14 protein-coding genes are annotated in these 13,426 nt (G+C 39.8%); 8 read left to right on the forward strand and 6 right to left on the reverse strand.

Translation table 11 applies throughout. From position 1 onward, the window contains the following. Positions 1-22: 22 nt before the first annotated feature. The gene (gene pepT / locus L4D09_RS19925) at positions 23-1,252 is read right to left on the reverse strand and encodes a peptidase T (protein WP_428459278.1); all 1,230 of its coding nucleotides are present in this window, start codon (positions 1,250-1,252) and stop codon (positions 23-25) included. Between the two features lie 393 nt (positions 1,253-1,645). On the opposite strand from pepT, the gene L4D09_RS19930 reads away from it, so the two are divergent. After that, positions 1,646-2,047, forward strand: coding sequence for a hypothetical protein (locus tag L4D09_RS19930; protein WP_428459279.1), 402 nt, complete (start codon positions 1,646-1,648; stop codon positions 2,045-2,047). 74 nt (positions 2,048-2,121) lie between these two features. Here L4D09_RS19930 and L4D09_RS19935 read toward each other — a convergent pair whose 3' ends face one another. Genes L4D09_RS19935 through L4D09_RS19945 form a run of 3 tightly spaced genes read right to left on the reverse strand, consistent with a single transcriptional unit; the run spans position 2,122 to position 4,448 of the window. After that, complete coding sequence (locus L4D09_RS19935; RefSeq protein WP_428459280.1) at positions 2,122-2,793, reverse strand: DUF2987 domain-containing protein; 672 nt, start codon at positions 2,791-2,793, stop codon at positions 2,122-2,124. 3 nt (positions 2,794-2,796) lie between these two features. Next, positions 2,797-3,645, reverse strand: coding sequence for a glucosaminidase domain-containing protein (locus tag L4D09_RS19940; protein ID WP_428459281.1), 849 nt, complete (start codon positions 3,643-3,645; stop codon positions 2,797-2,799). Next, a complete protein-coding gene (locus tag L4D09_RS19945) occupies positions 3,642-4,448 on the reverse strand; it encodes a hypothetical protein (RefSeq protein WP_428459282.1) in 807 nt (268 codons plus the stop codon). The genes L4D09_RS19940 and L4D09_RS19945 overlap by 4 nt, the downstream gene beginning before the upstream one ends. A gap of 387 nt (positions 4,449-4,835) precedes the next feature. On the opposite strand from L4D09_RS19945, the gene potA reads away from it, so the two are divergent. The 5 genes from potA (at position 4,836) to L4D09_RS19970 (ending at position 10,111) form a co-directional block, all read left to right on the forward strand. After that, positions 4,836-5,954: a spermidine/putrescine ABC transporter ATP-binding protein PotA gene (potA, locus tag L4D09_RS19950; RefSeq protein WP_428459283.1), complete on the forward strand. Its 1,119-nt coding sequence runs from the start codon at positions 4,836-4,838 to the stop codon at positions 5,952-5,954. Continuing rightward, positions 5,938-6,795, forward strand: a complete 858-nt coding sequence (potB, locus tag L4D09_RS19955; protein ID WP_428459284.1) for a spermidine/putrescine ABC transporter permease PotB — start codon at positions 5,938-5,940, stop codon at positions 6,793-6,795. The genes potA and potB overlap by 17 nt, the downstream gene beginning before the upstream one ends. After that, entirely contained in the window at positions 6,795-7,565 is a 771-nt protein-coding gene (gene potC, locus L4D09_RS19960; protein ID WP_428459285.1) for a spermidine/putrescine ABC transporter permease PotC, read from the forward strand. Before potB ends, potC begins: the two co-directional genes overlap by 1 nt. Positions 7,566-7,679: 114 nt before the next feature. After that, the gene (locus L4D09_RS19965) at positions 7,680-8,711 is read left to right on the forward strand and encodes an extracellular solute-binding protein (protein ID WP_428459286.1); all 1,032 of its coding nucleotides are present in this window, start codon (positions 7,680-7,682) and stop codon (positions 8,709-8,711) included. A 377-nt stretch (positions 8,712-9,088) separates the two neighbouring features. Continuing rightward, a complete protein-coding gene (locus L4D09_RS19970) occupies positions 9,089-10,111 on the forward strand; it encodes an extracellular solute-binding protein (RefSeq protein ID WP_428459293.1) in 1,023 nt (340 codons plus the stop codon). A 60-nt stretch (positions 10,112-10,171) separates the two neighbouring features. Here L4D09_RS19970 and L4D09_RS19975 read toward each other — a convergent pair whose 3' ends face one another. Together L4D09_RS19975 and L4D09_RS19980 are read right to left on the reverse strand one after the other, a co-directional pair. Beyond that, positions 10,172-10,519, reverse strand: a complete 348-nt coding sequence (locus L4D09_RS19975; RefSeq protein ID WP_428459287.1) for a hypothetical protein — start codon at positions 10,517-10,519, stop codon at positions 10,172-10,174. A 552-nt stretch (positions 10,520-11,071) separates the two neighbouring features. Further along, positions 11,072-11,950 (reverse strand): LysR family transcriptional regulator, encoded by an 879-nt coding sequence (locus L4D09_RS19980; RefSeq protein ID WP_428459288.1) that lies wholly within the window; start codon positions 11,948-11,950, stop codon positions 11,072-11,074. Positions 11,951-12,049: 99 nt separating this feature from the next. Here L4D09_RS19980 and L4D09_RS19985 point away from each other — a divergent pair, with 99 nt between their 5' ends. Together L4D09_RS19985 and L4D09_RS19990 are read left to right on the forward strand one after the other, a co-directional pair. Continuing rightward, entirely contained in the window at positions 12,050-12,472 is a 423-nt protein-coding gene (locus L4D09_RS19985) for a PACE efflux transporter (protein ID WP_428459289.1), read from the forward strand. A gap of 332 nt (positions 12,473-12,804) precedes the next feature. Next, the coding region (locus tag L4D09_RS19990; protein ID WP_428459290.1) for a winged helix-turn-helix domain-containing protein at positions 12,805-13,426 on the forward strand (622 nt) is incomplete at its 3' end.

Consider the following 13,426-nt stretch of genomic DNA (forward strand, 5'->3'; position numbering starts at 1 on the left):
ATTGAGGCATGACTCCATGTTGTTACTGTGACTGTTTAGCCGTGTTTTCTGCCAATTTAACAATCACTTTTACTGCCTGCTCCATACCTTCTATCGTAATGAACTCATGAATACCATGGAAGTTGTAACCGCCAGTGAAGATATTAGGACAAGGTAAGCCCATAAATGACAAACGTGCACCGTCAGTCCCACCACGAATTGGTTTGATGAGCGGCTGTACATCACATTCAATCATTGCTTGTCGTGCACATTCGATAATATGCGGGTGAGGCTCGACCATTTCACGCATGTTGTTGTAGCAATCGGTTAATACAAGCTCTACACGCCCTTTCGGTAGATCTGTATTCAACTCATCAACCTTTTGCTGCATGAACGCTTTACGCTGCTCTAGTCTTTCACGATCAAAATCACGGATGATATAACCAAGTTCAGTTCGCGCAACACCTGCTTCCATCGATTTAAGGTGATAAAAACCTTCATAACCTTCGGTGCATTCAGGCGTTTCTTCGGCAGGCATCATAAGTTGGAACTTTGCAGCAATGTTCATTGCATTTACCATCTTATTTTTTGCCGTCCCTGGGTGTACATTCACACCATAGCAAATCACATCTGCAGACGTTGCATTGAAATTTTCGTATTCCAACTCACCCACTGGCCCACCGTCGATAGTATAAGCCCATTGCGCACCAAACTTTTCGACATCAAACAGGTTAGCGCCACGGCCAATCTCTTCATCGGGGGTAAAGCCAATGCAAATGTCACCGTGTTTGATCTCTGGGTTTGCTTTCAGGAAAGCGACGGCAGTAATGATTTCGGCAATACCCGCTTTATTGTCAGCGCCTAATAGTGTTGTACCATCAGTGGTGATAATGTTGTGGCCGAGTAATTTTTTTAGGTCTGGATATTGAATAGGAGATAGCACTTCATCACCGATGCCTAATGCAATATCACCGCCTTGATAGTTTTCAACAATTTGTGGAATAACATTTTTACCAGAAGCATCTGGTGCCGTATCCATATGAGCAATAAAGCCAATTGCTGGTACGGTGTAGTCTACGTTCGATGGTAGGCGTGCCATCAAATAACCATTATCATCAAGTTCAACACTGTCTAGGCCAAGCTCAATTAATTCTTGTTTCAGTTCTTGTGCTAAAACTCGCTGCCCTTCAGTACTTGGACAGTGGGCATTGCTTGGGTTTGATTGAGTCTCAAAGCTTACGTATCGAAGAAAACGCTCAATTAATTTATCCATGTGCCACTCTTTGCGTATTTTGTTGTATAAAATTCCTAATAAGTATCAAGGCATGAGTAATAAAATGAATTGCGATGAATCATTTTTTTGTGGATTTAATATGGTTTATCTCGAACTCAGACCAGTTTTTATTATGTAAATCACATCATTATCAGAACTTTTATTCATTTATTCACCGTGAACAGCAACTTTTATCACTCTTATCAATACATAAAAATGAATAAAAAGTATGTCGAATTGTAAAAACTTGACACCCTGCCGTAGAACTCACATCTTGTTTAGCAAGCATTCAGGTTGTGTGACGTTCGCTAAGAATATATTTCAGGAGAGGCTATAAGATAGGGTTATTGATCAGTTACTTAACGTTTGAGAAGATCGCCAAGGAGGCCTCTCATGTTGGAAACACTATTTTTACCTCACAAAACAATTGAGCAAACATCGGATATCAACATTCCAGTAATAAACGGAAATATACCCGCCAAGCTCAAGTTGCACTACCGACAAGGAAAATTAAAAGCTAACCTGCATATCTGCACTAAAGAAGGCAAAGACAAACTCAATTTATTCTACCCACAAATAGCTTCAGAGTTTAAACGCCAAGCTCACCAAACCTTCAACCAACATTGCCAATCACGTTACTTACCCAACTCTATTATCACTTCTGAAGTATCTAAATGGCTTAGCAACAACGCACAACTGTTCGTTTCTTATGAAAGTAGCAATGGTTTAAAACTAACAGAACATAAGAAGGGAGGCGTAAGGGTTAAGGCCAAAGAGCAAGATTTAAATTTTTAATTGTTAAGCACGAAAACTGGTTTCCAAAAACAAAAAAGCCCGGCAAGCCGGGCTTTAACTTATTCTCTAACGAATTACGCTCTTGGAACCCAAGGTGTCACTTTAACAACAGGCTGCTCAAGCGTTAGCAGCTCATTTTCACCTAGAGAAGACAGCGGTAATATCAGCGTTTTACCTTGTACTTCTGCTTGTTGGCCATTGGAAAAGGTAACAGGCTGGCTCAACGGTTCGGCAAAATGCACCACAATGCCGGCGACTTCTGGCATAAACCAACCAGAAAACATTCCACCTAGATCAGAAAGTAGCTGGTTCATTTGAGGTGTAAGTACAGCAACATCTGTTTGACTAATTTGATTGCCATACGATCCTTTTGCGATGACTTGCATTGAGACATCGCATGTAATGCCCTCATCAATTACAAAAGTCACATCAGGATTCGCTTGGCGTAAGTTATTATCAACGGGTACGGACATTTCGTTACTGGCAGGAATAGATAACTCTTCATAATGGGCATCTTTTCTCATTGATGCTTTATGAATTTCACACACGCTACCATCGCGCTGATCTAACAAGAAGAAGGCTATTTTTACATCATCATGGCCTTCTTTAACATTCTGTTTTAACTTGCCATAGAGAGTGCTGTATCGCATCTCAATTTTTTGTGTTGCAGGTTCAATAACATCCTGTTGAGCATGTAGCGAAGTGCTGGCAAATAAACCAGCAAATAGCCAATGGGTTAACTTCATCCTTTATCCTTGGCGCCAATATTGATTGTTATGCTTGATCATGGCTTGTATTTCTTCGATATAAGCATGACCTCGCTCAGAGTATCGAATCAACCCCTCTGCAAGTTTAGAGCCTTCAATAGTATTTCCAGCTTGCCGCTGTGCCGTTCGAATATCACGAAGATCTTGATAAGCACGGTTACGATTAACATTCATAAAGTACGCTTGAACAGAGAGATAAGCTGAGTCAAAAACGGCAACTTCATGTGTGGCATCATCTTTTCGAGAGGCGGGGATTAACCCACAGCCTTTACGATAACACCATTGGCCAAAATAATTGTTACCTTCAACAGCAAAGCGTGATGTACCCCACCCTGATTCATTTGCGGCTTGGCTAAGCACTAATGATTCGGGTAATMCATCCACTCGATTAAGCATTTCTTCTAACCAACTTTCCGTGACAATGTCACTAGCCAAATCATAGCTATAATTTTTACCTAGCTTTTTAGCGTAAAATACTTTTTCGCTTTCTAATTTATCGCCAGACTGGATAAGCTTTTGCAGCTGCACTAAAAATTGTCGCTCTTTCTCAACACGTCTATTTTCATGCTCGACAGCCGGGCGAAGGTAGTCAAAAAATGCGGTTTTCTTTTGGTTTACATCAGCAATGCTTGCAAAGTCAGGTTTACCTATAGCCTCTCCCCTGTTTTGTTCCATTTGCGTCAATTTACCAAGAATGGCATTTGTATCAGCTTTAAGCTGATCCTGTTCCGAGATTTCCGCACTCATTTCTGACGTTGGGGTCTCTCCACAGGCCGTAAGGCCACCCAATAATACCATCGCTATTACACTGTTTTTTGCTCTTGTTATCACGCGTCGAAAACCTTTGAATCTGTTGATTTAGATTGAGAGTCATCATCACTATCACTGCCTTTTTGTACAGTGCTAACCTGAAGAGTAATACCAAATAGATTACGGTAGATAATCGCTTTTGCATTGAAGAAAAATGGAATGGTCCAAATAAGGCCGATTCCCGCCGTTGCAAAAGAAATAATAAACATCGTCATAATCGCAATGAAGATTGCACTCATTGGTAAGATCTTACGCCCTGTCGCCATTAGAGAGTATTGTATTGCTTTTAATGGCGTAATACGCTTTTCGCATACGAGAATGATCGCGAAGCTAAAAGCCATAGATAAAAACAACCCAACAACTGGGAACAATGCATTACCAATACCTTGTAAAGACGACGTTAGCAAAACAGTGACAATTGAAACCAAGGCAAATGGGAAACCTTTTACTAGATGACTAGGCTTACTTGGCAGTCCAACCGCATGATTAAGTGCCATCAAGCTTATCCCTGCATATAAGGGAGCGCTTAATACATCAGACCAAAAATTGGCCATGTAACCCGCCTCTATCACCTCGGCCGATATTTCACCACCTTGAATAATTGAGTCGAAGAACATGCCAGCACTGCCAAGTTGCACTTGTAATCCAAGCAGTAATAGCGCTACTTGCGCTAAAAACAACCCAATAACCGCAGGCAAAAAAGTGAGCAAATTTTTGGCTGTTACCCGCCACGCTTCTTGAAGAACAGCTAAAGATTGCAGTTCGCTCTCGCCTTTCACTGCTTTTTCAACCGAACCACCGACATGGAAAGTTTTGTTATTCATTCTGTTTTCACTAAATCTTAAACATTTGGGGTGCTGATTGTACGCTAGGTGAAGCCGATATAAAAATAGATGTGTGTTATTAACTGATTGCTGCACCTCCCCTTTAATTACAAAAAGTCAAAAAACGCGAAAATACATGATCTATGCTTAATAGATTGCAACGAATGAACAGTGAAGCTTTATCTTTGTTTTTTAAGCCTTTTTTTAAAAGCATAGGTTAACGCTTAGTCAACTGTAAGCAAGCATATAAAATAGTGGGCAATTCATTCTAAAAAACAAGAAAAAAACGCTTTAATTTACGCGGTTAGGGGTCTATCATGCGCCTCCTAAAAATTAGCCTAAAGTTGGGGATGACCTGTTAGACCCCAAGGTGGAGATAACGTAGAATTGAACGCTGCACAAACAACTAAAGCACCAGTGATTCAGCTTAAAGGGCTGAGTAAGAGTTTTGATGGAAAGCAAATCATCACTGGTCTCGATCTGAACGTTAACGATGGTGAATTTCTTACCATTTTGGGTCCTTCTGGTTGCGGTAAAACCACTGTTTTGCGATTGATCGCGGGTTTTGAAAATGCCGATGCCGGACACATTGTTATCGCTAACAGCGACGTTACCCAAATTCCTGCAGAACAACGCCATGTCAACACGGTTTTCCAAAGTTATGCGCTTTTCCCGCACATGACTGTATTTGAAAATGTTGCATTTGGCCTTCGCATGCAAAAAGTTGCCGAGCGTGATATTGAGCCTCGTGTAATGGAAGCATTGCGCATGGTTCAGCTTGAGCAATTTGCACCGCGTAAGCCTCATCAATTATCTGGCGGCCAACAACAGCGTGTAGCCATTGCTCGTGCAGTCGTTAACAAACCCAAGGTCTTATTACTTGATGAATCGCTCTCGGCACTTGATTACAAATTACGTAAACAAATGCAGATCGAGCTTAAGCAGCTTCAGCGTAAACTGGGTATTACGTTTATCTTCGTTACCCATGACCAAGAAGAAGCTTTGTCAATGTCAGACCGTATCATCGTGATGCGTGACGGGAATATAGAGCAAGATGGCACGCCTCGTGAAATTTACGAAGAGCCTGCGAACTTGTTTGTTGCTCGCTTCATTGGTGAAATTAATGTCTTTGATGCTGTTGTAAAAGAGCGTTTAGACGAAAGCCGTGTACTTGCAGATGTTGAAGGCCGCTCTTCATTAATTCACTGTAAGATAGCGGTTAAAGCAGGCGATAAAGTAAAAGTACTACTGCGCCCTGAAGATATTCGGCTTGAAGAGATTAACAACGGTGATGATGCAAAAGGCATTATTGGCTACGTCCGAGATCGTACTTATAAGGGTATGACACTCGATTCGGTCGTTGAGCTTGAAACGGGTACATCAGTAATGGTAAGTGAATTCTTCAATGAAGATGATCCTGATGTAGACCACTCTCTTGATCAAAAAGTTGCGATTACTTGGGTTGAAAGTTGGGAAGTGGTGCTGGCAGATGAACAAGAAGCTTAATCTTCAAAACATCATCATTACAGTTATTGTTGGTTGGTTATTGGCGTTTGTATTTATCCCAAACCTAATGATCATCGGTACCAGCTTCTTAACTCGAGATGATGCAAACCTGATTGAAATGACCTTTACATTAGACAACTACACCAGGTTGTTTGATCCGCTTTATGCAAAGGTCATGATGCACTCGTTTTATATGGCATTGGTAGCAACAATGATCTGTTTGCTCATTGGTTACCCATTTGCCTACGCGATTGCAAAGATGCCAGAGAAATGGCGTCCATTTATGCTGTTTTTAGTGATTGTTCCATTTTGGACTAACTCGCTAATTCGTACATACGGTTTAAAAATCATGCTAGGTACGCGCGGTATTTTTAATAATACCCTTCTGTATTTAGACATTATTGATAAGCCTATTCGTATTATGTATACCGAGTATGCTGTCATGATTGGTTTAGTCTATATTCTTCTACCGTTTATGGTGCTACCACTGTATTCGGCAATTGAAAAATTAGATCACAACTACATCGAAGCGGCTCGCGATCTTGGGGCAAATAAGTTTCAAACATTTGTAAAAGTTATTTTCCCACTAACGATGCCCGGTATTATTGCAGGTTGCTTGCTTGTACTTTTACCCGCGTTAGGCATGTTCTATGTTTCTGACCTGTTAGGTGGTGCAAAGAACCTACTTATCGGTAATGTCATTAAGAGCCAGGTATTAAATGCGCGAGATTGGCCATTTGGTGCAGCAACGAGTATCGCCCTTACTATGGCAATGGCAGTAATGCTTTATGCCTACTACCGTGCAGGTAAGTTGCTTAACCGTAAAGTGGAGCTGGAATAATGGGACGCATATTTAAATTCAGTTTTATGACTGTGGTGTATGCCTTCCTTTATACGCCAATTATTATTTTGATAGTTAACTCCTTTAATGCCAGCAAATTTGGTATGAAATGGGGTGGCTTTACAACCCAGTGGTATCACCAACTACTTAACAACGACAGCTTAATGCAGGCCGCATGGCATTCATTAAATATTGCAGTTTTCTCTGCAACTGCCGCTGCAATCATCGGTAGCTTAACGGCTGTTGCCCTATTCCGTTATCAGTTTAGAGGCAAACATTTCGTTAACGGTATGCTGTTTGTGGTGATGATGTCGCCAGATATTGTAATGGCAATATCACTACTGGCATTGTTTATTCTGGTTGGCGCTGAACTTGGGTTCATGAGCTTGCTCCTTTCTCACATCACGTTTTGTTTACCATTCGTAGTGGTAACCGTGTATAGCCGACTAAAAGGCTTTGATGTGAAGATGCTTGAAGCCGCACGAGATCTTGGTGCGAGTGAGTGGGTGATTTTAAAACAGATTATCCTACCATTGGCAAAGCCTGCGGTTGCTGCAGGCTGGTTACTGAGCTTCACCCTTTCACTCGATGATGTGATTGTTAGCTCATTTGTAACAGGTCCAAGCTATGAAATATTACCGTTGAAAATTTACTCAATGGTTAAAGTGGGTATTTCCCCAGAAGTAAATGCATTAGCTACAATTATGCTAATCGTGTCATTGGTGCTGGTGGTTTGTTCACAACTTCTCGCTCGAGAGAAAGTTAAGTAACGAAATATAAGTTCTAAAATTGGCATTTGTGCCATGAACCGCAAGTGATTAATCGAAAGGTTAATCACTTGTTTTTTATCAATACCCTAAAGGGGTTTTGGAGATGATAAACGAATGAAAAAATGGTCCGCTTTTTTAACCGGTACTGCATGCGCTGCTGCAATGTTTTCTTCTTTTGCGAACGCTGCAGACAAAGAATTAGTCTTTATGAACTGGGGTCCGTATATTTCGTCGGAATTGCGTGAACAGTTCACAAAAGAAACGGGTATTAAAGTGATTTACTCGACTTACGAGTCGAATGAAACGATGTACGCGAAGTTAAGGGCACACCCTAACGGTTACGATCTAGTTGTTCCATCAACTTACTTCGTGGCTAAAATGCGTGATGAAGGCATGCTACAGAAAATTGATAAGTCAAAGCTTTCAAATTTTCAGGAGCTTGATAGCAATTATCTCGACAAGCCGTTTGACCCTAACAACGATTACTCGATTCCACATGTTATCGCAATGACAGGTTTAGCAGTAAATACTGATATGTATGATCCTGCTGATTTTGATAGCTGGGCGGACCTATGGAACCCTGAACTTGAAGGCCAACTAATGCTAATGGATGACACACGTGAAGTGTTCCATATTGCATTACGCAAGCTAGGATATTCAGGCAACACTACTGACCCGAAACAAATTGATGAAGCTCATAAAGAGCTTAAGAAATTAATGCCAAACGTGTTGGTATTTAACTCTGACAACCCTGCTGCACCGTACTTAGCTGGTGAAGTTGGCCTTGGTATGCTGTGGAACGGCTCAGCCGCTGCGGCGCAAAAAGAAGGTTTGCCTATCGAGTTAATATGGCCCAAAGAAGGCGGCATATTCTGGGTAGATAGCCTAGCTATCGCAAAGAATGCAAAAAATGTTGAAGCAGCCCATAAGATGATTGATTTCTTGCTACGCCCTGACGTCGCCGCAAAGATTTCTGAAGAGACGGGTTACTTAACAGCCATCAAAGCATCAAATGCAAAATATAAAGACAACCCTACACTTTTCCCACCACAGGAAGATCTTGACCGTGGTGAATGGCAAGATTCAGTAGGCGAAATGAACATTCGTTATGAGAACTACTTTTTAGAGCTAAAAGCCGGACAGTAAATAGCGTTGAGCATTCGTCTTTATGGCAGCCTATTTAGGCTGCCTTTTTATATTAAACATCACCATTGCACTTAACCCTCCATGTAAAATGGCTATTTATAACTCACACGATCATCAAAAGCCGATTATTCTTCTATAACAACAACTGTTCCCTGCTATAATCCCTACGTATATTTGGCATTTCTGCCTTATTTTTATTTACCATTATCCGTAAAAGTCACTTAGCTTACGCTAAGCTCTTTTATAACTTTGTAGGAGAAGCGGTAAAGTACTCATGGCCGATATGTATTACATATTCACGAGTACATTCGCTAGAGAACACTCTCAAAATTCCTGTTACTTTGGAGCATATAAAAATGAAAAAATGGTCTTCTTTAATGGCCGGTGGTGTTTGTGCAATGGCGATGCTTTCGGGCATGGCAAACGCTGCAGACAAAGAGCTTTATTTCTATAACTGGTCTGAATACGTTCCTAATGAAGTATTAGAACAGTTTACGAAAGAAACTGGCATTAAAGTAATTTATTCGACTTACGAGTCGAATGAAACCATGTACGCAAGACTTAAGACTCATAGCAGCGGCTATGACTTAGTTGTACCGTCGGCATACTACGTATCTAAGATGCGCGATGAAGATATGCTTCAAAAGATCGACAAATCAAAGCTAGAGCATTTTGCCGATCTTGATACAAACTTCCTATACAAAGAATTCGACCCAAAAAATGATTACTCTATTCCATACATTTGGGGTGCAACGGGTATCGGTGTAAATACCGACATGATGGATAAAGAAGAAGTATCAAGCTGGGCAGATCTATGGGACCCTAAATGGGAAGGTCAGCTAATGATGATGGATGACGCACGTGAGTTTTTCCACATCGCACTTCGTAAGCTTGGCTACTCGGGTAACACTCAAAACCCTGAGGAAATTAAAGCGGCTTACCACGAACTGCAAAAGCTAATGCCGAATGTATTAGTTTTCAATTCAGACTACCCTGCTAACCCATACATGGCAGGAGAAACATCACTTGGTATGCTGTGGAACGGCTCTGCATATATGGCTCGTCAAGATGGTGCAGAAGTTGACATCGTTTGGCCAGAAGAAGGCGCTATTTTCTGGATGGACAGTATTTCAATTCCAAAAAATGCTAAAAACATCGATGCTGCACACCAGATGATCGACTTCTTGCTTCGCCCAGAAAATGCCGCGAAGATTGCAATGGAGATTGGTTACCCAACACCAGTTAAAACAGCTAAGAAGCTACTTCCTGCAGAATTTGTTAACGACCCAAGCATCTACCCGCCACAAGAAGTGATGGATGCTGGTGAATGGCAAGACAGTGTTGACTCAGCAAATACTATCTACGAAGAATACTACCAGAAGCTAAAAGCAGGTCAATAACGACTTAGTACGCTATCGTCTAGCCCGAGCTTTTGCTTGGGCTTTTTTATTTATGAAAAGCTAGAGCTTTGGAACATTAAGCAACACACGAGATAACAGGTTATTAGCAATTTTCAGCCGAAGTATATGCTTTTCATAAGCCAAGACCTTCGCATCTAACGATACTCTGCCTTTCTGCGCTTTTGGTGGGGCTAGCATTTTTTTACCTGATTTTTCAGCAAGATATTGATGTATATATTGTAATTTTCGAGTTTCATAAATTACATAATCAAGGTCGCGTTGAGTATAAATATCAACATGATTCCCCTTCAATCGGCTTTTATGGTATCTAGGAGTAATAACTTTATCTACCCCATACTTTTTCCATTTGAATATATCTGCTATTTGTTCAGTTAATGTTTGGTTCATAATATTTAGTCCCAAAAAGAACCCCTCACAACAAAGTAAGGGCTTGTGAGGGGGCAATCAAAAAAGGATTAATTTTCTTTGGTCAACACCAAAGAGCCTAGGGTTCAATTAAAGAGTTCTGCTAGGTGTTAATGCAAAAGTTTAAACAGCTGGTTGTTAATCTAGCAATCTGCATAAATATTTAAATAGCATCTGTTTTTATAAAATATTACTCTCTGCTAAATAAATGCTTAGTTAGGATGAACCTGTGTCAAAAAAGAGTGAACAAATCGTAAACTCACCCGTAGGAGAAAGGAGGGGGATAGAAAATAAAGTCAATAAAAACAATATCTTATTTTGATATCGCTACGGTATTTTAAATTATCACTAACTTAAGGTGAGCGAGCCGAAGACATCAGAATCATTTTTATTGATTAAAATGAGAGATTGTTAATCTTCATATCGTAGGTGATTCTTGGTGATCAGGAGGGTATATGCTATAAAAATGAATATACAGTCAGATGAACCACCTACCAGTTATTATTGGGATATTTTAATCTTAATTAGCAGTGATCAACCCAATAAACCGCTTAACGCATTTACTAGCCATTTTGCCGCAGGTCCAGCACTCAATGTTTTGGGTGTTATACATTCGACAGGGATCGACCAAGCCTTATGATCAAAAGTTACAGGTAAGATATGCAGTTTATTATCCTGATTTACTTTTTCGACAAGATATTCTGGCAAGTATGCCCACCCTAGCCCACGCTCAACATAGCTCATCAATGTCCGATGATCATTTGTCCACCATATATGCGAAGAAAAAGGCTGCATACTCGATTGTTGCTTACCATTAACCCCTCTTACCATTAATTGGCGATAAGGAATTAAGTTCGCCGAAGTAACATGCTTTAACTTGCGAAGGAGATGATCTGTACTGACTACAGGTACAAACGTTAAGTTGCCGATATAACAGATATCGACCTCGCGTGAGAAAGTCATATCATTAAGCATTACGCCAATATCTGCATTACCACGATTAACAAAATCAATAATATCGCTGCTGGCACACAGAACCATATTTAATGAAGTAGCAGCAAAATGGGTTGAAAATTGCTCGATAATAGTAAATAACCTTGATACTTGTAATGCATCATCTATTACCAACGTTAATTGGGTTTCTTCTTTATTACTTAATGACTTAGAGACACTTTCAAGTTCGTAGGCTTGTTGTAGTGTTGCTTCAGCGAAGGTTAACAAGTGCTTGCCTGATACAGTCAATGTCGGCTTTCTAGTTGAGCGATCAAACAGTTCAACATTCAAATCAATTTCAAGGCTAGAAATACCATGGCTCACGGCTGATTGTGCTTTACCCAGTTTTCGGGCGCACGCGGAAAATGAGCCAAGCTTTGCCGCTGTCACAAACATATTCAATTGATCAAGGTTATACATACTATCAACAAACCAGATAATAACTAACTAGATTTAATCTTATATCAAGATAGATTAGACGCATAGATTTACTTACATCATTATCTTGGATAAATAATCATGACAATAAAAGAACGTATCTTACACTCAGTGCTATTTGAGGTATTCGCCTTACTTATCATCATGGTTGGTACAAGTTTATTTACTAGCCATAACCCTGCTGAAGTGGGCGGCTTAGGCCTGATGATGTCACTTATCGCGATGGTATGGAACTATGTGTACAACTTAGGTTTTGATAAGGTATTTGGTGATGAGCGACTATCTCGCAAAATGGGGCTTCGTGTCGTGCATGGTATTGGCTTTGAGTTTGGATTGTTATTTGCCACAATCCCGCTACTAATGTGGATATTGCAACTCGACTTTTGGACTGTGCTGATTCTAGATATTGGTATCGTGATTTTCTTTTTGGTTTATTCGATTCTATATAACTTGGCATACGACCATGCTAAAGCTAGGTGGTTTAATAAGGCCCTCGCCGCTTGATTTTTTACTCACTAACGCTAAAGCTAAAGCCCCTGAGTAATACTCAGGGCTTTAGCGAAAAGTAATTCTTGCCGTTAAAAAAGCCCTACCAACAAATAACTGAGCCGCGTAACGTTTTTGTGCAGAGCTTTCCACAATATAGTAAACCCATAAAAATATATCTTGAATACAGTTCACTTAGGCATAAATACTGGTGAAAACAGTAATATTATGCTATTAATTAATACGTTACATATACAACTATCGATACATAAGTACTTACTAAAACATTTCGTTTTTATAACAATAATAAATGACACCTTATCAAGACTTCTTCCATGGAGGGTTTAGTCATGTTATATAAAATATCAGAAATTATTACTTTTAATGATAATGAAGGGAAAATAAACAGTTATAAAAAAGAGCAATGTTTAAACAAGTCTGAAAATGCCATACTTTCCTACCTCTGCACATATAGTGGAGAAGCCATACCTAAAGAAACATTAAAAAAAATAGGATGGCCCGATCAGGAAGCATCTGATCAATCTTTAACACAAGTCATTTATTCACTAAGAAAAAAGCTATATTTGTGCGGTGAAAAAGATATGATATCGACAATATCCAAACAAGGGTATCAAATAAATAAAATTAAGGGGAGCAACAATAAATCACGTAATTCCCTCCAGGCGAATAGATTAGAAAAAATCATACAAACATCGTCTTTAATGTGTCTATTTTTAGTTATGTTTTACTATTCATTTACTGTCGGCGATAATAAATCAACTGAAACGATGACGTTATCAATGCCAATAACGTATAATTACGGCAATCATAGAATGACAGTTTACTTTAATGATACTCTAAATGAAGAGAGGCTGTATGATATCGAAAGTATCTCATCGTACCTTACTGAAGAAAGTAATATAGTTTCATTTATAACCAAAAATAAAACATTTGTTATAACGTGTCCCATAA

The organism is Photobacterium makurazakiensis (genome assembly GCF_050336715.1).
GTDB lineage: Bacteria > Pseudomonadota > Gammaproteobacteria > Enterobacterales > Vibrionaceae > Photobacterium > Photobacterium makurazakiensis.

Excerpts from the sequence above, each read along its gene's own strand:
- potC (WP_428459285.1), top strand. The coding sequence starts at position 6,795 with ATGGGACGCATATTTAAATTCAGTTTTATGACTGTGGTGTATGCCTTC.
- L4D09_RS19965 (WP_428459286.1), top strand. The coding sequence starts at position 7,680 with ATGAAAAAATGGTCCGCTTTTTTAACCGGTACTGCATGCGCTGCTGCA.
- L4D09_RS19975 (WP_428459287.1), bottom strand. The coding sequence starts at position 10,519 with ATGAACCAAACATTAACTGAACAAATAGCAGATATATTCAAATGGAAA.
- pepT (WP_428459278.1), bottom strand. The coding sequence starts at position 1,252 with ATGGATAAATTAATTGAGCGTTTTCTTCGATACGTAAGCTTTGAGACT.
- L4D09_RS19985 (WP_428459289.1), top strand. The coding sequence starts at position 12,050 with ATGACAATAAAAGAACGTATCTTACACTCAGTGCTATTTGAGGTATTC.
- L4D09_RS19970 (WP_428459293.1), top strand. The coding sequence starts at position 9,089 with ATGGCCGGTGGTGTTTGTGCAATGGCGATGCTTTCGGGCATGGCAAAC.
- potB (WP_428459284.1), top strand. The coding sequence starts at position 5,938 with ATGAACAAGAAGCTTAATCTTCAAAACATCATCATTACAGTTATTGTT.
- L4D09_RS19980 (WP_428459288.1), bottom strand. The coding sequence starts at position 11,950 with ATGTATAACCTTGATCAATTGAATATGTTTGTGACAGCGGCAAAGCTT.
- L4D09_RS19930 (WP_428459279.1), top strand. The coding sequence starts at position 1,646 with ATGTTGGAAACACTATTTTTACCTCACAAAACAATTGAGCAAACATCG.
- L4D09_RS19945 (WP_428459282.1), bottom strand. The coding sequence starts at position 4,448 with ATGAATAACAAAACTTTCCATGTCGGTGGTTCGGTTGAAAAAGCAGTG.
- L4D09_RS19935 (WP_428459280.1), bottom strand. The coding sequence starts at position 2,793 with ATGAAGTTAACCCATTGGCTATTTGCTGGTTTATTTGCCAGCACTTCG.